This window comes from Pseudophaeobacter leonis (assembly GCF_002087335.1).
GTDB classification, from domain to species: domain Bacteria; phylum Pseudomonadota; class Alphaproteobacteria; order Rhodobacterales; family Rhodobacteraceae; genus Pseudophaeobacter; species Pseudophaeobacter leonis.
This window is the reverse complement of the sequence record NZ_MWVJ01000017.1, coordinates 1-18,146: the sequence shown is the minus strand read 5'-3', so window position 1 is coordinate 18,146 and position 18,146 is coordinate 1. Positions and strand designations below refer to the sequence as shown.

18 protein-coding genes and 1 pseudogene are annotated in these 18,146 nt (G+C 60.7%); 2 read left to right on the top strand and 17 right to left on the bottom strand.

The window, feature by feature from the left end:
- Positions 1 to 43: 43 nt before the first annotated feature.
- Positions 44 to 2,947 (bottom strand): rhamnan synthesis F family protein, encoded by a 2,904-nt coding sequence (locus B4968_RS06000; RefSeq protein WP_083097473.1) that lies wholly within the window; start codon positions 2,945 to 2,947, stop codon positions 44 to 46.
- Between the two features lie 78 nt (positions 2,948 to 3,025).
- Positions 3,026 to 3,946 carry an NAD-dependent epimerase/dehydratase family protein gene (locus tag B4968_RS05995; protein WP_083097471.1) on the bottom strand — a complete coding sequence of 307 codons (921 nt, stop codon included), beginning with the start codon at positions 3,944 to 3,946 and terminating at the stop codon, positions 3,026 to 3,028.
- Positions 3,947 to 4,198: 252 nt separating this feature from the next.
- Here B4968_RS05995 and B4968_RS05990 point away from each other — a divergent pair, with 252 nt between their 5' ends.
- A complete protein-coding gene (locus B4968_RS05990) occupies positions 4,199 to 4,723 on the top strand; it encodes a hypothetical protein (protein ID WP_083097470.1) in 525 nt (174 codons plus the stop codon).
- Between the two features lie 5 nt (positions 4,724 to 4,728).
- A complete protein-coding gene (locus B4968_RS05985; protein ID WP_083097468.1) occupies positions 4,729 to 5,226 on the top strand; it encodes a hypothetical protein in 498 nt (165 codons plus the stop codon).
- Between the two features lie 39 nt (positions 5,227 to 5,265).
- Here B4968_RS05985 and B4968_RS05980 read toward each other — a convergent pair whose 3' ends face one another.
- The 15 genes and pseudogenes from B4968_RS05980 to B4968_RS05915 form a co-directional block, all read right to left on the bottom strand.
- A complete protein-coding gene (locus B4968_RS05980; RefSeq protein ID WP_139792610.1) occupies positions 5,266 to 5,544 on the bottom strand; it encodes a hypothetical protein in 279 nt (92 codons plus the stop codon).
- Between the two features lie 162 nt (positions 5,545 to 5,706).
- Complete coding sequence (locus B4968_RS05975) at positions 5,707 to 6,513, bottom strand: hypothetical protein (protein ID WP_083097464.1); 807 nt, start codon at positions 6,511 to 6,513, stop codon at positions 5,707 to 5,709.
- A complete protein-coding gene (locus B4968_RS05970) occupies positions 6,510 to 8,165 on the bottom strand; it encodes a glycosyltransferase family 4 protein (protein ID WP_083097462.1) in 1,656 nt (551 codons plus the stop codon). Before B4968_RS05970 ends, B4968_RS05975 begins: the two co-directional genes overlap by 4 nt.
- Positions 8,162 to 8,308, bottom strand: coding sequence for a glycosyltransferase family 2 protein (locus B4968_RS22970; RefSeq protein WP_139792608.1), 147 nt, complete (start codon positions 8,306 to 8,308; stop codon positions 8,162 to 8,164). The genes B4968_RS05970 and B4968_RS22970 overlap by 4 nt, the downstream gene beginning before the upstream one ends.
- Positions 8,295 to 9,158, bottom strand: coding sequence for a glycosyltransferase (locus B4968_RS05965; RefSeq protein ID WP_083097460.1), 864 nt, complete (start codon positions 9,156 to 9,158; stop codon positions 8,295 to 8,297). The genes B4968_RS22970 and B4968_RS05965 overlap by 14 nt, the downstream gene beginning before the upstream one ends.
- 95 nt (positions 9,159 to 9,253) lie before the next feature.
- Complete coding sequence (locus B4968_RS05960; protein ID WP_083097458.1) at positions 9,254 to 10,486, bottom strand: hypothetical protein; 1,233 nt, start codon at positions 10,484 to 10,486, stop codon at positions 9,254 to 9,256.
- A complete protein-coding gene (locus B4968_RS05955) occupies positions 10,483 to 11,097 on the bottom strand; it encodes a hypothetical protein (protein ID WP_083097456.1) in 615 nt (204 codons plus the stop codon). Before B4968_RS05955 ends, B4968_RS05960 begins: the two co-directional genes overlap by 4 nt.
- On the bottom strand, positions 11,078 to 11,932 hold the full coding sequence (locus B4968_RS05950) for a sulfotransferase family protein (protein WP_083097454.1): 855 nt from the start codon (positions 11,930 to 11,932) through the stop codon (positions 11,078 to 11,080). Before B4968_RS05950 ends, B4968_RS05955 begins: the two co-directional genes overlap by 20 nt.
- An 86-nt stretch (positions 11,933 to 12,018) precedes the next feature.
- Positions 12,019 to 13,192 (bottom strand): annotated as a pseudogene (gene glf / locus B4968_RS05945) (UDP-galactopyranose mutase).
- Positions 13,193 to 13,258: 66 nt separating this feature from the next.
- On the bottom strand, positions 13,259 to 14,047 hold the full coding sequence (locus B4968_RS05940) for a hypothetical protein (protein ID WP_139792606.1): 789 nt from the start codon (positions 14,045 to 14,047) through the stop codon (positions 13,259 to 13,261).
- Positions 13,981 to 14,367 carry a hypothetical protein gene (locus B4968_RS05935; protein ID WP_083097450.1) on the bottom strand — a complete coding sequence of 129 codons (387 nt, stop codon included), beginning with the start codon at positions 14,365 to 14,367 and terminating at the stop codon, positions 13,981 to 13,983. Before B4968_RS05935 ends, B4968_RS05940 begins: the two co-directional genes overlap by 67 nt.
- 33 nt (positions 14,368 to 14,400) lie before the next feature.
- Positions 14,401 to 15,492: a hypothetical protein gene (locus tag B4968_RS05930; protein WP_139792604.1), complete on the bottom strand. Its 1,092-nt coding sequence runs from the start codon at positions 15,490 to 15,492 to the stop codon at positions 14,401 to 14,403.
- Between the two features lie 119 nt (positions 15,493 to 15,611).
- Positions 15,612 to 16,709 (bottom strand): hypothetical protein, encoded by a 1,098-nt coding sequence (locus B4968_RS05925; RefSeq protein ID WP_139792602.1) that lies wholly within the window; start codon positions 16,707 to 16,709, stop codon positions 15,612 to 15,614.
- Positions 16,610 to 17,446 carry a hypothetical protein gene (locus tag B4968_RS05920; RefSeq protein ID WP_083097444.1) on the bottom strand — a complete coding sequence of 279 codons (837 nt, stop codon included), beginning with the start codon at positions 17,444 to 17,446 and terminating at the stop codon, positions 16,610 to 16,612. Before B4968_RS05920 ends, B4968_RS05925 begins: the two co-directional genes overlap by 100 nt.
- 149 nt (positions 17,447 to 17,595) lie before the next feature.
- Positions 17,596 to 18,146: ABC transporter ATP-binding protein (locus B4968_RS05915; RefSeq protein ID WP_139792600.1), on the bottom strand; the 551-nt coding region annotated here is incomplete at its 5' end.

Genomic DNA, 18,146 nt, shown 5'->3' with positions numbered 1-18,146 from the left:
CAGGCAGGCGGGTGACACTTTTCCGGGAGTTTTTACGGGACCGTCAGCGCAGCTGGCGCATCCGGTCCCGCGCCAGAGCCTGAATGGTTTGCAGCACCTGCCGGGCCCGGTGGTCCACCGTGTGGTGCAGCTGTACCAGCTGCTGCAGATTGCGCGCCTTGTGCTGCCGCTCGGCGTCATGATGCAGATAATGGCGCACCGCCTCTTCTACCTCCTGCGGGCTGTCACAGGTGACGACATTGCCCATAAAGACCTCCTCGCCCGCAAAACGGTCAGAGACCACCAGCGCCCCGGCCAGACCTGCATCCATGATCCGGTTCGACACAAAGCCTTCGCGGGCCATATCCGCCCAATGGTCATTCAGCACGATCTTTGAGGCGCGGTAATAGGCGGCCAGCCTGTTGTTGGGCACATGGGTTCCCAGCACATAGCGCTTGGGGATCAGCCCCTCCCATTCGGCGCCATAAATGGCGATGGGCAGGTCGCGCGCAACGCAAGCCGCCGGCATCCAGCGCGCGGTTTTGCGCGAATTGCCGACAAACAGCAGATCATGCCGCGGCACGCCCTGCAGGTCGACCTGATCATGAAACACATGCGGGTCAGCACATTGCAGCATATTCGAGGCCTGCGGGCCAAACCGGGCAATCACCGGCTCGGCATAGGGGTAGGAGGCGGTAAAGACATGGTCAAACCCGGCCATTTCCTCAAGGCTGACCCGGCTGGGGTGGCTGATGTGCCACATCAGATTGATGTGCTCAGGGCGCGGCGCATAAGGAGTGGTGCCGCGCAGCACCAGCGCCACGTCATCTTCGGGATGGTCATGGTACCAGTCGGGCAGGATATCCACCCGGGTGCGACAGCCCAGCCGCTCAAGTGCGCGCGCCAGGCTGTTGGCCAGATGCAGATCGCCCCAGCGGTGTTTGAATTCCGGCTTGGGCGCTGGCACCTTAAGCGCGACCTGAAAGCTGTCCTGCTGCCAGTACAGCCGCTCATTGCGGTGCTTCACCTGCAGCGCCCGCCGCTGCTGCGGCAGCGCCGCCTCCCCCCCCTCTCCCTCTGGACCCGCCTCTGTTGCATCCGGCAAAGCCCGCTTTGCGACACCGGTATACTCCAGATAATACGGCGCCTGCCTTGCCGTGGCCCGCAGGATGAAATCCCAGCTGGCGAGATCTCCCAATGCCGTATCAAAGCGCAGGCCCCGATCCTCGCTCAGCGCGCGGCGATGGGTAAAGACCGACAGGTCCAAGATATCTGCCGCCACCAGCGCGGCGCGGTCATAACAGGGGCCGGTCATATGTGTTTCCAGATGTGTTTCGCCCCCTCCCGCGCCAGCACGAACAGGACGGACATAACGGACCAGGCCACTATAGATGCTTTGGGCTGCGGGCACGCGCTCATAGGCGGCAGCGAGCTGCGCCAGATAGTCAGGGCGCCAGAAGCTCGTGCAATCAAAATAACAGATGATATCCCCGCGCGAATGGTCAAGCGCCAGATTGCGCCCCGCAGCCGCCTCGCCCGCAGCCACCGCCATCAGGCGTAAATACCCGGCTGCAATCTCATCGGCAAAGCGCTGGGTGATCTGGCGCAGCGCAAGATCAGAGCGCCCCGGATCCACCAGCAGGATCTCATATGGGCGATGGCTTTGCGCCAACAGACACGCCAGCCGGTCCTCCAGCCCCGCCTGCCAGGTTGGCAGCGTCACCACCACAGAGACCCGGCCACGCGAGGCGGGCGGCGCAGCTTGCAAAACAGGCTCTATTCCAGGGGGTATCTGACAGGCCTGCTCATAAGGCAGATCCACCGCCAGCATGTCAAACCGGGTCTGGGCCAGCTCCGGCAGCAGCCCCCGAACGCGCTCGATCGCATGGGCCAGGGTGCCACAGATCTGGCCTTCCTCAGCGGGGAAATCTTCAAAGCCCAGGCCGAGATCAAACAGCGGTGCCAGCAGAGAGGCCCTGCAGCAAAAGAACGAGCCAGCCGGAAAGTCGGGACAGATCGGCGGCGGCGCGGTGGTGCCCATCCGCAGGCAGAGGTTCTCGACCAGATCCCTGACCTTGCCGTAGTTCGGCGCGCGGCGCAGCTGCGGCCAGTATCCCGGCGCCACCATGCCCAGCCCGGGGTCCTGCTCCAGCAGGTCCAGCATCTGAGCTGCCACCGCCTCGGACCCCAGCAGGCTGTGGCCAAGGAACTGGAACCAGTCCCGGTGCTGTGAGTCATGACCCGATTTTTTGCTGTGCAGATGCAGGAACAGATCCGCCGCCTGGATCTCGGCCTGAAAATTCACCAGCCAGGAGGCCACATCGCGGCCCCGGTTGGGGCCAGGGCGCTCCGTCACTGCGCGCGCAAGCGGCAGTCCGGTGGCAAAGACCTTGTGCACCCAAAGCTCATCCACGCCGTCCTGCACCGAGACCAGCAGATCAAAGGCGCGGGGCAGCCGCGCCAGCAGCTGCACCATGGTGTCGATCATATCGGGGTAGAACAGATGCACATGCACAGCCAGGACCCTATCCTGATCTGTGTTTGCGCCCCTATTTTCCAGGCCTCTCTCCTGATCTTTTTCGGCGAATTTCAGGATATGTTTCACCGGGCCGTATTCCCGTCGGCCAAACCGCTGCAGGTCCGGATTGCTCCAGGCCTGATCGCGAAAGAACGGCATTGGGCGCAGCTCTGCCTCGATGCCAAACTCGAGAAAGTGCAAGAACGGGTTCAGCCCGGCCGCCTGCACCTGCGGATTGGCGGCGACATAGCCAAGCGGGTCAAACCAGCGGCAGGGAGACAGGCCCAGCCGCCCGCCCTGCGCCAAGAAATGCGCCGCGGGCGCCTGCCCGTCCACCAGCCCGTCCGCCAGGCCATCTGACAGTCCGCCCACCAGTGCGATATCGACCTGGGACAGATAAAATTCGACATCGAAGTGATGGTGAAACAGCGTGTCCAGCGATTGCCGCATTCTCAGGTTCCGTCTTGTTCGGGGCCTCGGTTTGCGGCCTCATTTCAGGAACGGGCAAAGCCCTGCCTCGTTCTGAGCCTAAACCTGTGTCTGGGCCTGCACCCAGGCCCAGGTCTCGGCAAGACCCACATCCAAAGGAATTTGCCGCTGCCAGCCCAGCTCGGCCTCGGCCTTGGTGACATCCAGCACCACCCGCGGCACATCAAAATTGCGCCCCGGTTTATAAAGCGGCGTCACATCGCCGCCCACGGTGGCGCAGATTTTATCAACCACCTCGGCCACCGACGCGCCCTCGCCGCTGCCGGCATTGAAAATCCCGGTGATATCCGCCTGCAGCGCCCGCAGGCACAGGGCCGCTAGGTCTTTGACATGCAGAAAGTCACGCACCACACTGCCATCGCCCCAGACCTCGATCTGTTCTTTACGGGCCAGCCGCCACAGGTGGGTGCCGATCAGCCCCTGAATGCCGGTATGCCCCTGACGGGGGCCATAGGGATTGGAGGCCCGCAGCACCACCGGCTGCAGCCCATGCAGCGCCTGCTCCATGAAGAGGTAGTTCTCAATGGCGATCTTGACGATCCCATAAGAGCTGATCGGGTTGAGCGGATGGCTTTCAGACACCGGATCCGTTTGTGGCACGCCATGGACGGTGCCGCCGGACGACAGGTAGATCATCCTGCGCACCCCGGCCGAGCGCATAACCCCAAGCAGCCGCACCAGCGGGATCAGATTGCCCGAGATATCGGCGACGGGATCCAGGTTCGAGGTGGCAGGCACCGTGGTACTGGCCAGATGCACCACCGCATCCATGCCCGCCAGCGCCTCAAACACCTGCGCGGTATCGGCAAAATCCCCCAGCACATAGTCCACACCGGGCAAAGGCGCACGAAAGGCTTCGGGGCGGCGATCCAGCACCCGCACCTCAACGCCAGCCTGCCGCAGGCAGTCCACCACATGAGAGCCAATAAACCCGCATCCGCCTATGACAAGAACTCTCACCCTTATACCCCTCTCAGTCGCGCCACTGATTGCTGTATACAGCAGACCTGCTTGCCCACATATTACGCGTACTTTCCAGCATTTACCCCTGCCGCCCCACAAAGTCTATTGATAGCTGAAGCCCTGCCAGAATCCCGGCCACAAGGCTTGCGACAACCTTGTATTGGTGCAACAAGCAGCACAACAGGGCCTGTTTTGAGCGCCAGCGCAAACGGTACAGACAAGGCCCCGCTCCAAGGGACGGCGGATATAATGAAAAAAATCATCATTCACTGCGGCATGCCCAAAACCGGATCTTCGGCGCTGCAGGTGCAGCTGGCCCAAAGCCATGATACCCTTCTGAAACATGGCTATGACTACCTGCAGACCGGTGATTTCAAACAAGCCAAAGAGGGACGTATCACCTCGGGCAACGGCGCCGGCCTCGCCCGCGCCTACCTCCCCCCGGAGCACCCGGCGAGCCTGGCGCCACGGCGCGCGGAGCTCACCGAAAAATTTCACCGGCTGATTGCCGGGACGGAACACCACGTCATCCGGTCCAGCGAGTTCTTTTCCGCCACCCCCCGCCCGCTGCTGGGCGAACTTTGCGCAGCGCTGGCCGATCTGGGCGAGGTACAGCTGGTCTTTTTTGTCCGCGAGCAGCTCAATGCGCTGGGCTCGACCTATATCCAGCAGGTCAAGCGGCACATGCTGACCCAGTTCCCGGATGAGTATTTTGCCGATTGGGACGGCAGCAAATCACCGATGATGGGCTATAATGCCTACTTCAGGCCCTGACGGCGATGGCCCCACAAGCCACTTTGCTGGTCAAACCCTATGAGCTGTCAAAAACCCATTCCGCCGGGCTGATGGGACTGTTTCTGGACATGGCTGGCGCCAGTATCCCGGCCGAAGAGCTGCCCCTCGACAGCCGTATCAACCTCAGCCCCAGCCCGCAGGAAATCCGGCTGATGATCGAGGTGAACAAACATCAGCCCCGCATGCAGTTCTCAGACATGCTGGTCGAGAGCAGCCATGCGGCGGGGCGCAGCAATATCCATGCTCAGCATGCTATTTTGCCGCCTGAAGTCGCCGCCAGGATCAGCAGCTACTTTCGCGAGGGGAATGAAAAATTCTTTCGGGATTTTGCAAAATGCGACAATCTCTATCAATCGCAATGGCAGCCGGAGGATTTCATTGACCTGCGCGAGGTGAGCTTTGATGCTGCCAGCGTCATTGATATTTTTTCGGGCCTTCTGGTCAATCTCGACCAACGCCTGACCAAACTGGAAAACGCATAACCTGCGGGCTCTCTGTGCGGTGAAACCACCCGAAAAATCCTAGCTGTCAGAGCTCTCCCAGTCTCTGATCTTTTGCGTGATCACCGGCCCCCAGGGCCGCACCCGTTGAGCCAGCCGCATCAGGGCCAGCGCCTCATGTCGTTCCAGCGCCGCGCCGCTGTCATATTTCAGGGCCAGATCACGCAACACAACGGCATCCTCATCCAGCAGGATCCGGGTCCCCACAGCCGTGGTAAAGACATCCGTGATCTCTTCGACCACATCGGCCACCACCTCAAGAGGCAGGTTTTCGTTTTTCAGCGCACTGGGTTGAACCACACTGGATTGAGCCAAACTGGGCTGAACCACACTGGGTTGAACCACATCGGCAAACCCTTTTTCCCGGGCATAAACCGCTCCAGAAATTCTCTGTTACTCGCGGCAAAGCGTTTGGAAAAGGCGAGGCTGTCGCGATCCCGTATCTGCCCGTGTGACAGCCCCTTACACCGCGCGACCAGCCCTTTGAAAAACCCATTGGCCGGGTTCACGCCGGCTTTTGTGTTCCTCAAAGGGGATGTTGCGATTGATCACCTGCAACATACGCCCCTGCAACAGGCTCAGGCTTTCATTGGCAGAGCTGCGCTCAAAACTGAGCTTTGCCTGATCCACCGTCTCCGGCAAAGCCGCCAGAAAATCCTTGCGAATATCCTGCTCACAAAACCGCGCCCGGTCATATATGCGGAGATCCATGTTCTCCTGGCCAAAGGCCTCGCTCCACCGCGTCGCGATCTGCAGGAAGTTATAGTAATAGCTCTGTGCTCCGGCATCCGCATGAAACAATTCCAGCGGCCTGCCTTCGGACACCTTGAGCCCGGTCGAATAAAGACTTTCCCGCATGCTCTCCTGCTCGCGTAAATAGCACAGCACCTTCACTTCGGAAAATTGCTCTTTCAAAAAAGCCGCCAAAGCCTGTATTTCCTTGCGATTACACAAGCGGCTGTGGAAATGCTCCGAGGTGATCACCATGGTATGATGCTCTGCGGCCCCCGCTTTGATTTCCGCCCGGACCTCGGCCTCAAAACCCTCAAAATACGCTGCTTTTTCAGCCTGGCTGTGGATGTTATTCCGCCGGGTAAAGTCGTCAAAAGAGGTCTGAAAATATGAGACGATCTTGCGGTTGTTGGTCTGTCCCATCACCGCGCTGAGCAAAACGCCCTGGGCTGACAGGGCTGTCTTGTTGGCATAGAGCCAGTCCTGCAAAAGCGTGGTGCCGGTTTTTTCCGTCCCGATGTGCAGCACGAGCTTCATGCCGGCACCTCCTGATTATGCGCCTCAGCCGCACGCGCGCGCGCGGCGGCGACCTCATCATAGAGCTGCGCATAGCTGTCAACCATGCGGTCCAGGCGGTATTCGGCCTCAAAACGGCGCTGCGCATTGGTGGCCATTTGCGCCCGCAGGTCAGGGTCCAGCATGCGCCGCAGCGCCGCCAGAAATGCCTCCATATCCAGCGCCGGGTTTTCTGCATCGCCAATAAGCGGCACCAAAATGCCGGCCGCCGCCTCGCCTTCCCCGATGATCGTGGGGATTTCGCCCACCTCAGTGGCCACCAGCGGCAGCCCCTTGGCGATCATCTCCAGCAGCGACAGCGGCAGGCTCTCCCCGATGAAATAGCTCGGCAGGATGCCGACATCCGAGATGGCAAAATAGTCCTGCACATTCGAGATCTGGCCGGTCAGATGCACATGCGCCGGGGCCCCTGTGTGAATGATCTCGGCACGGATGGCTTCGGCGGCGGGGCCTTCGCCACAGAGGACCAGGTCCACCGCATGGCCCTCAGCGTTCAGGATCTCAACCGCAGCGACGGCCTCATGCCAGCCCTTGGACGGAATGGCGCGCGCCGCCAGACAAAGCAGCAGCGCCTCAGCGCGCAGCCCCAGTGCGGCCCGGTCCAGCACCTGCTCAATCGGTTCCGCCGCCATGCCATTGGGGATGCGCAGCAATCGCTCGGGGCGCGCAAAGCGCTCAAAGACACCGATGTTCTTTTCCGCCAGATAAACCCAGGCATCCACCCGCGCGCGCATCCGCGCCAGCCGTTCCGGAAAGGCCCGGTCAATGCCGGGATGGGTCAGCAGCGTCTCATGGCAGCCATGCATGGTGATCACCCAGGGCAGATCGGCGGGCAACCTGTCGCGGTAGCTGTCAACCAGAACATCCGCCCACCAGATATTGGAGTGGATCAGATCAATCCCGTAACGGCTGACGATTTCGGCCAGATCAAAGCCCGCGTCCTGCGCGTGATTGAGCGCCACCTCAGAGTTCAGCTTGCGCAGCACCGCCGGATGGGTCGGCTGCGAGCCTGCATTGATCAGCACCACGCGCCCGCCGCGGCGCTTCCATTCATTGGCCAGCGAGAGGGCAAAGATCTGCCCGCCGCCCGGTGACAGATCCGGCGCAATCACCGCAATACTCGGCAACAGCTTATGCGGCACTGCGGGCTGCGGCAGTGCTGCCGGGTCTTCGATCTGAAAGCGCGTGATATCCTGTTGCAGGAACTGGGCGACCTGGGCCTGGGCCTCGCGGTCCTGCACATAGGTCTCGCCCACATAGCTGCGGATATGCGCCAGCTCATCAAAATAGCGCTGCGAGCCTTCCAGCTGGTGCGTCACGGTACTGTCGTGGCGGCGATGATAATTCAGCGGCGCGGCAGAAAATCCAACCAGCCCGCCTTTCATCGCCCGGACGTAGAAATACGAGTCGCCACACAGGCGCATCGCCGTCACCGTCTCGACAAATGCCGGGTCAGGATCAAAGCGCCGCATCAGCACAGCGCTTGCATTGGGGATGGTATTGGCAATCCCCAGGCCTGCATTGGCCTCTTCGTGATCGGTTGCGGTAAAATCACCATTCCAGCGGCCCGGGTTGATCCGGTCCAGATAGAGCTCGGCGTAGTCGCCAATCACGCTGCCATCCGCACGCACCGGACCGACAAGCAGGAGGCCAGGCGCAGATTGCGGTCGTCAAAGCGCGGCACCAGCGTGGTCAGCAGATTGGGCTCGCACCAGTCATCCGCCTCGGCCAGCCAGATGATATCAGCCTGCGCCATCGCCAATGCCACGCAGCCACTGGGCAAAGGGAGAGCCCGAATTCTCTGTGTTCAGCGCCAGCTGCGTGCCGGCGCGCAGCGCAGCATAAGACTCCAGCAGCGCCGCAGAGCCATCGGTTGAGGCATCATCCAGCAGGATCAGTTCAAAATCCTGAAACTGCTGCGCGAGGATACTATCCAGACGCTGCGGCAGATAGTCCTCGTAATTATAGTTCGGCAGCACCACGCTGACCTCGGGCACCAGCCCCGCCACCCGGCGCAGATGGTGCAACAGCATCGGCGCCACCGCATCAATGGTATGGCTGCGCGCCACCTGATCGCCGCCCCGCGCGCCCACATCCCGGCGCAGCTCGGCGTCGCGACCGTAACGCTCTACTGCCGCGGCCATGGCGGCAATATCCATGAAGGGCACCGCGACACCACGGCCCTGCTGGACAAAATCGGCAATCCCGCCGGCGTCCTGAAAACAGACCAATGGAGCACCCGCCTGGGCGCCGTACAGCGCCACCAGCGGAAAAGGATCCTCTTGCGAGCTGAGCAGAAAGATATCTGCCCCCGCCAGTTTGCCCGCCACATCGGCCTCATAGCCGGTAAAGCGCACCCGGTCGGAAATCCCCGCCGCGCGTGCCTGTTCCAGACAGGCCGCCTCGTCAGGGCCGCCGCCCAGCCAGACGAATTCAGCATCCAGCCCCGAGGACAGCACAGCCGCCGCCGTCTCGATGAATTTATCCGGCGATTTGCGCCAATGCAGCACGCCACAGCCCATCACCAGAATACGCGCATCCGGCACGCCCAAAGCCGCCCGCGCCGCCGCGCGACGCTCCGCACGGTCAGCATCGCTTTCGTCCAAAGGCCGGGCTTCGATATACTATAGGCCGAGGTCAGATGCTATATCGAAGCCAAACCCCTCACTTAGAGCCGCATAAACGCCGGGTCCGCCACAGATCACGTGATCGGTATGCTGCCGCACCAGCGCCACCTCATCCGGGTAGCGCTCCAGGATCTGGGGCAGTCGTGAATGAAGGCGACGCTGGGCGTCTCAACCGGCCAGTATTTGTAAAAGCTGCCACTGACGATCGAGTTGACAAAGACCGCCTGCACATCCGCGCCCGCCCAGTCCGCCAGCGCCGCAGCCCGGTCCGCCTCGGCATGATCCGACAGCACAAAGACCGGCGCGATCGCCTCGAACTCAGGCCGGAAATGGCCACCACTGATGGCGACGATCCCCACCGAGAACCGGGTGCGTGCCGTCACCCAATCGGCAAACAGCCGCAAGACGGTCTGCGCGCCGCCAAGCTGGGTATCATGGGTGACCAGCAAAAGCCGCCCGCGACGGCCCTCATCCCGCAGCGCCGCCTTGCTCTGCGCTCCGCTGTTGAGATTTGCCAGCCCCCGGGTCAGTTCCAGATAGAGCGGCGCCTTTTCACCCTGGACCGCACTCTGGGCTGCACGCGCCGGGAGCTGTGCATCCGGATGCGGCAGCAGGCCTTCGCGCCAGCCGCTGCTCAGATAGTGCTGCAGGGGTTCAAAACCGGCCAGCGGATCAAGATATTTGGTCAGATACCAATCAGCGTCAAAGCGCGGATGCGGGCTGCGCCCGGCCCGCCAACCGGTCTGGATATAGTCAAGCCAGGGGTTGATCCCTTCCTCAAGCCCGTAAGCCTCCTGATACCAGGGGCCGCCAAACAGCGGATGCGGGCTGCGTCCTTCCAGCCAGCCCTTGCGCAGATAATGGCTGAGCGGTTCCACACCGGCCTCGGCCACATCCTCATACAGGGCCAGATACCACTTGGTATCAAACAGCGGATGCAGGCTGCGTCCCTGGCGCCAGCCCTGCTGCAGATAGTGCAGCCAGGGGTCCTGCTCTGCCTCCAGCACATCGCGGTTTTCACAGAGATACCAGGCCGGGTCGAACAGCGGATGCGGGCTGAGCATCTGGCGCCAGCCCCGGCTGAGATAATGGCTGAGAGGTTCGATATTGTCCTGCAGGCATTCCGGCGCCTTGGTCAGGTAAAACGCGGTATCAAACAGCGGATGCGGGCTGCGCCCCTCGCGCCAGCCAAACAGGCTGTAATGCGCCAGAGCGCCCTCTGGAAATGTTGCGGCCTCTGGGGTGGCGGCAACATACCAGTCGGGACGGAACAGCGCTTCGAGGTCTGTTTCGAGCTCTGCGGTCATCTGCGCCACCGCAGGGCCCGGACCACCAGACGCAGTGGCGCGGTGATCTTCCAGGAGGTGCTGCTGCGATAGGCGGCCAGCTGCCGGGCCAGATCTTCCCGCTCGGCGGTGCTGCGATCCCGGTCCTCGGTCAGGCGTTGCCCCTCTTCGGCGCGGTGGCGTTCCAGAGCGCGGGCCTGCTCCACAGCCACCTGCAGCCTGCGGATTTCCTGCTGTTGCGTGACGCGCGCATCGGCATTGCGCCGCTGCGTGACCAGAACATTGGCCAGATCGCTCTCGAAATCGGCCTGCAGCCGGGCTCGCATAAGGCGCGCTGAGATCTTCAGCTGGGCGCATTCTGCCCGCAGGGTTTCAACCTCTTGATCGCGCGCAACCAGCGTCGTTTCCAGTGTTTTGCGCGCCTGATCACTCTCCTCAAAGCGCTGCTGCAACTGCTGCTGCTCGGCCAGCAGCGCAGTATAGGCCTCATCCGCGTGGCGGTGCTCTTCGCTGCGCTGATTGCCGATCTCGACAAGGGCCTGCGCTGTTTCGGCCTGTTGCAGCCGCAGCGCCTGCATCTGCGGCCCAAAGATCGGCGTCAGGCTATCAAAATCAGCGCGGATCGCGGACAAAGCCCCATAATCCGCCGCCTCTTCGCCCTGCGCTGCCCAACCGTTCCAGGATCTCATAGGTGGCGCCCACCCATTTTGCGATCACCGGGTTGTCGCTCAGGCTGTCGACCGCTTCGCTGCTGTGACGCAGGCTGTTGCTCAGAAAGGCCTCAACCTCGACCTCGCTGCTGCCGGGCGTGCGCGGAAAGGCAATCCCGGTTTCGCGCTGGATCGTCTCGACCACGGCGCCCCAGTTGTCCAGCAGCCGGTCATAGCTGGTGAAACAGCGCGGGCTGCCGCGCGAGCCTGCCTCGGCCTCCAGCACATGGCGCAGCCACAACAACAGGCCGGCATTCAGCGGCCAGCCCTCGCGCTTTTGCAACGAGCGCGCCACCTCAACCGGGCTGCGATGGGTGTTCACATAGAGCGGCTGCACCGCGCAGGTCTGAAACAGCTGCGTCCAAAATGGCATCAGGCGGCAGATGCGCGGATCCTTCAGGACAAACAGCGAAGAGCTGCCGTATTCTTCGGCCAGCACCTCAACGCCCTGCGCAAGAAAGCCCGCCGCCTGCGGCGCGCGGATCCAGTCCGGGTTGAACGCCTGCCAGTCATCCCAGCCCGACCCACCCGAGGTCAGAATGGCGTCGTTGAGATTATAGGCCAGAATGGATTCATAGAACCCTTTTGGATTGAACTCATTGGCCGGCATCATCTGGGTCGGCAGATCGCAGCCCAATCTGGCCAGAACCCCGGCCAGAGCCGAGGTGCCGGAACGATGCATGCCCAGCACAACCACAGCATAGCGGGTATCAGAGCGGGAGGGGGTCTTGGCCATGAAAAGCGTCTCTTTTGTCATTTTCCGGCATCTCCGGAAGTCTATTTACCCTGCACCCGGCAGGTCGCTTTAACAGCTGCGTCTGGCAGGCCTCATACGGGCGGGAGTTACAACGGGGCCACAAAAAATGCCGGGGCTGGTGTCCCTGCCTCGGCGGCATCCAGAAACCCGCGGGCCGTGTCCAGGGCTTCGCGGATGGTCACATCCATGTCGAGATAGCGATAGGTGCCAAGACGCCCGACAAAGGTCACGCCCTCGGCCTGTTCGGCCAGCGTCACATATTCTGACAACAGCGCCTTTTCCTTGACCTGACGCACCGGGTAATAGGGGATATCGTCGGGTTCCGCCGCCCGCGAGAATTCCCGGTAGCAGACAGATCCCTCGTGCCTTTCCCAGGGGCTGAAATGCTTGTGCTCGGTGATACGGGTATAGGGCACGCTTTCCTCGCCATAGTTCATCACCGCACAGCCCTGATAGTCGCCGTCATGGGTGAAGCGTTCGAAATCGAGGGTGCGGTAGCCCAGGCGGCCCAGCTCAAAGTCGAAATAGCCATCCAGCGGCCCGGAATAGAACACATGATCATACGCGGCGGCCATGCTGCGGTCAAAAGCAGTCTCTAACTTGACCGTTATACCAGGGTGGTCGAGGAATTTTTTCGATCATCGCGGTATAGCCGTTTTCCGGCATGCCCTGAAATTGGTGAAAGAAGTAGTTGTCGTCATAGTTGAAGCGCACCGGCAGACGCTTCAGGATCGAGGCGGGCAGCTCCGAGGGCTGCACCCCCCACTGTTTGATGGTGTAGCCCTTGAAGAAGGCCTCATAGAGGTCGCGGCCAACAAAGCGCATCGCCTGCTCTTCAAAGGTCTGCGGCTCCGCAATGCTGGTATCGGCCTGCTCATTGGTGATGAAATCCCGCGCCTCTTCGGGGCGCATGGTGCGGCCAAAGAACTGGTTGATGGTGTGCAGGTTGACCGGCAGGGAAAAGACCTGACGTTTACCTTCGGGATCACAGCTGGTGGTCTTTACCCGGTTTTTATAGGGCAAAAAGGTCTCGTAGGAATTAACGTAGTCCCAGACCTCTTTGTCATCGGTGTGAAAGATATGCGGGCCGTAAATATGGACATTGACGCCGGTCTCCGCATCGCGCTCGGTATGGCAATTGCCGCCAACATGGTTGCGTGTATCCAGAACGGTGATGTCATAGCCCGCCTCGGCGAGATGGCGTCCAATCACAGCCCCCGAAAGGCCTGCCCCCACCATCAAAAGTTTTCCTGCCGTCATCTGCCTGTCTCCCCTTCGTCGCCGTCAGGTCCAAGGCCCCGGCATTCGTCTTCTGTCAGGAGTGCCTTACGCATCCTGTTTTGTTTTTACCTTCTCAGCTGCCAGCATGGTCCGGCTGCGCGCGGCCAGTTTTGTAAAGTTGGCAGGATGTTCCAAGAGCATATCCGTCAGAATGCTGGAAAAGAGCCGGAAGCTCACCAGGGTTTCTTCTGGGAAATACTCGGCAGCCTTCAGGCTTTGCCGCTTTGTGGTGGTCTTGGTATCGATCGCTTCCAGGGCAGAGGCCATAGGCGTGCCGCTAAAGAACTCTGCATCCAGTGCCGCTGCATCTGCGGCATAGCGGTCTCGAATTTGATCAGCCAGCCGTGCAGGGATCTGGAATTTCGCCCCACCCTGTCCCAGGCCGCTTTCCCGGATCCGCTCGCTTGTGGTTCGTCCCAAAGCACTGCAGGCCTCGTTGATCACCGGTGTTTTCTTCTTACCCTTGGCCTTCACCTTGTCGCGAAAGGTCTTATGAACCTCTCGCAGCAGGGCCAGCTGCGGCACCGTCAACGAGGTATTCGCCACGAGACCATCGACAATCGAAAAATTGTCATGCCCCAAGACAAACTGGAAGAAATCGCTCACCGCATCCTGCTGATGCAGCTCTGAGCGGACAAAGGGGCGCAGGGTGAAGCGATCGCCAAAAACCTCACGCCATTTGAGGAAACGCGGCAAATAGTCGATGCCCTGATTTTCCGACATCAGATCTACGAAATTGGCAAAAGACCCCATGGCATTGCCCAGCTTCACCCGTTCGGAAAAAGACGACAGCAGCTTGTCAGGATGGGGTCGCACATAGGCCACAAGACGCATCCGGTCCTGCAGGCCGGCCAGTATTTCTTCAGCGATTCGGCAAAGACTTCGGGATCAACAAACTGGAAATGCTCCGCCGAGATGATGCCGTAGTCGGCATCACTGTCGCGCAAGGCCTGGCCGACCCGCTTAAACCGAGCCTCGCGCTGCTTGAAACGCCGCTCTTGCGTCAGCGTCTTGGCGAGGGCGATATGATGGTTCCCCGTGGGGTAAAGTATCTCTTTGCCCGGCACATCATAGGCCCCGTTGACCAGCGCCTTTTGAATAGAGGTGGACCCCGTTTTGGTGTCTCCCAAATGTACAATCAGCTCTTTAATCATAAAATGTTCCCTCCAAATTTATTCGGCCCAAATTTATTCAGCCTGAAGCCGCGCCACGAATTTCGCCACTTTGTCATCTTCAAACGCAGGCAGGGTCTTCAGCTTTGACAAAAGCTGTGCGTAGACCTCCATCTCATCCCACTCCAGCGGCTCCAGGGCGGCATCAAGATCCGTAAAGAAGCTACTGCGCCCCATGACCTCTCCCAGGTATTGATCCACCGGCCGGAAACGCTCAACCATGTGCGCACGGACATCGGCGCCAAACAGCTCGATATCATGGCTTGGTGGCAGCTCCAGTTGTGGCGTCAGCTTGCGCAGCTGCTGGCGCAGCAGCCCCGCCTTGCGGTCAACCATGGCCCCGTTGCCCCGGCGGGCCAGCTCATAGACACCACGATGGAACGAGTCATTCTCGCGCCGCTCAGGCGCCAGACCGGCGGGCAGTTGCAGCCCGGTCTGGCTGATGAAATCAACCACAGAGCCCCCCGCAGCCCGCACCTCGGCATAATCGCGCAGAATGATCCGCGCCTCGGGCATCGCCTTGAGCCAGCCTTCGATCATCAGCCGGTAATCAAAATGGATGCCATCGGTATAAAGGGCGACGCCCTTGCCGCGCAGGGGGGCCACCTTGTGGCCGAACTTCAGCCGCTGGCCGTGCCAGGACGCGAGATATTCATCGATCCGGCGCAGGGTTGCCACCACGGTGAACTCGGCCCCCTCAAACTGATCCCGCAGCTGCGCTATCAATTCCGGTGCTTTGGCGTTGAAATTGGCAAAGACCTCGGCCGCAAGGATCACCGTATGCGGGTCAGAATACAGCACCTGCTGTCTGATGGCATGCAGCATCTGCGACAGGGCCGGCAGGCGTTTGTGATAGCCGGGCACCGAGCCGTTCTTGTGCTCCGCCAGCATCCGGAAGGCCAGCGCGTTATGTGGCTCACGGATATTGATCGGCAAAGACCCCTCGGGCAGCGGGTGACCCGCCGCCGCGGCTGCCATGCAGGCCGCGCCCTCAAAGTCCACAAAAGGATAGAGAATACCGGCCCGGGACAGAGCGGCCGCATTGCGGGCCAGATAGTCCTGCAGCGAGGTTGATCCCACCTTGTGATGCCCAATAAACAGGATCACCTTCAGGGGATCCCCTGAGGCACGCTGACGAGAAACAGATGTATTTGAGCGCGCACTGCCTGTTGATACGCGCGCCCCCTCCGATCCGCCGACTTGGCGGATCAAACGCTTTATGGCTTTCACTCAGCAGCTTCCTTCTGGCTCTTGGCTGGGCCCGACAGACCCAGTTTGGCCTGCCAATATGTTTCGCTGGTGTAATGAGGATACTCGTTCCGGTAGACCTGAACCAGACCGTCATAGGCCTTTAGAAACTGACGCGCATTGCGCAGCAGCCGGCGGGTCTGCTGCCAGGCCGCCCGTTTGGAGTGGCGCACGGTATAGTATTTGTCCTGTGCTGCGTTCAGTATCGTGATCTCGCTGGCGCCCCAGACCATACCGATCTTGCCCCGGTTTTTGGCTTCAACCGTAATCCGGCGGCCCAGACGCGAAAACCCCGGGATCAGCAGCCCGTTCAGGCTCAGCTTCATCAAGAACCGATAGGCGGCATTCGGGGGCTTGCTCCGGGTTGCAGGCAGTGCCACCTGTGGAGTCAGCGGCTGCCAGGCCTCTTGCTGGGTCAGCGCCTTCAGATCACCGCGACGACTGGCCATATCGGCGTTTTCATCAAAAAACGCCGGCCCCTGCATCACATCTTCCATGGCCAGGTTGATCGCCGCCAAGGTGTCGTAATGCATGCGGGGCAGATTGCGCAAAAAGAACCACAGCGCAATTTTCAGCACGCCGCGCGGCCCCACGTCCAGCTGCGGCAGGCTGAGGTGATGCGCCATATGGCTGCGCAAATCCAGATACCAGGTCTGCGGGCTTTCCTTCTCGGTAAAGCTTTCCTGAAAGGAGACCACACCATTGAGCGTCAGGATGTTGAAATCATTGGCCAGCGAGAAAGACACATCATCGCCGCGTACAAAGAAGGGAAAGGCCAGATGTTCGGCCTGCGCCAGCGGAAAGGCAAAATACCACCAGCCGCCATAAAAGGTATCAGGAACCGGCCGCGTCGCCTGGTTTTCCATCTCGATCATCTCAGAGAGATTGCGCAGATCGGTGCCCATATGCAGCGGCTGGCAACGGCTGTGGAACAGGGCGCCGTTTTCCCAGATCGCCCAGCGGTGCTGCTCGCTGATCATCGCCCCGGCAATGGCGGTCTTGGGGTCTGTGGCATAGGCCAGCAGCATCCAGGTCCGCTCCAGGCTTTCCATGTGAATAGAGGCGTCATCATCCATGAACAGAGACAGTGGCTGGCACCGCGCGCCCGGGCCTCTAGCAGCCCGCGGGTAAAGCCACCTGCCCCGCCCAGGTTCTCATTGGGCACCAGGCTGACACCCTCCTGAGGCGCAAGCTCTACGGACTGGCCATTGTCGGTGATGATCATCTGCACATGATCTTTCATCCAGGAGCTGGCGCGAAACTTTGCAAACCGCTCCACCGTGCGCGCAACCTCGGCCTCGCGTTTGAAGGTGGTGACCGCCAGCGCCAGCTCAGGCACCCGCCTGGGCTGATCCTTGGTCTGCCACAGCGCATCCGTCAGATGGCCGGCCTCCATGGCCCGCAGTTTGAAATACAGCACTCCTTCGCCAAAGGGCGCCTGCAGCAGATGTGACAGATCAATCTGCAGCGCGCCGTCTTCGGGCAGGGTGACAAAATCACAGACCACCTGATCCCAGGACTGGCTGCGCGAGGCCAAAAAGATCGACAGCTCAAAGGCGCCGGTGCCTTTCAGGCACAGCTGCAAAGAGCTCAGGTCACATTCGCGGCGCCACTTTTCCAGATTGAACAGATTGAACCAGGTCGAAAAGTCGGCCTCTCCGCCGGTCATCAGGCGCAGATCCCGCGCACTGACAGAAACCGCGACCGGGCCTTCGGTTTTCAGATACAGGTCATGTTCAGTACAGATGCCAAGCTCAGGCCAAATCAGCGATTGCAACGTCGTGAAGTCGCCCTCCTGCCCATCACCTGCCATGCCCGAACTCCCCCGCAGAAACCAATTGCCCTCAGTCTAGGCTGCATACTGGAGGCTCTGAAAAAGTACAATTCAACTTTCCCAAAACGGCAGAAACCAACGGTTTTCAGGTCAAATTGCAGGCCAGGTGCGGCAGAAAACCACCTCTTTCAGATCAGCATCGCCTCATGAACAGCAATTGCTTCTTCGAGATCCTCAAAATACCGCAGCTTGCCGTTTTCCAGCACAACGCCCGCATCGCAGAACTTGCGCACCTGCGACATCGAGTGATTCACCATAATGGCGCTGGAATGCTGCATCCGGGCGGCAAAGATTTCCCGGCTTTTGCGCTTAAAGGATTTATCCCCCACGGCGGTCACCTCATCGACCAGATAGGTATCAAACCGGATCCCCATAGAGGCCCCGAAGGTCAGTCGTGACCGCATCCCCGAAGAATAGCTGCGCATCGGCATGTGGTAGAATTTTCCCAATTCGGAAAAGTCAGCCACAAAGGCCACCAGGTCATCGGTTTCCACCCCATAGATCCGGGCGATAAAGCGCACATTCTCGGCCCCCGTCAGATCCCGGTGGAACGAGGCGCCCAGCCCCACCGGCCAGGACATGGTGCCATCGGTCGCAACCCGGCCGTGATCGGGACGCAGAGTGCCCGCGATCATCTCCAGCAAAGTGGACTTTCCCGCGCCATTGCGCCCCAACAGCG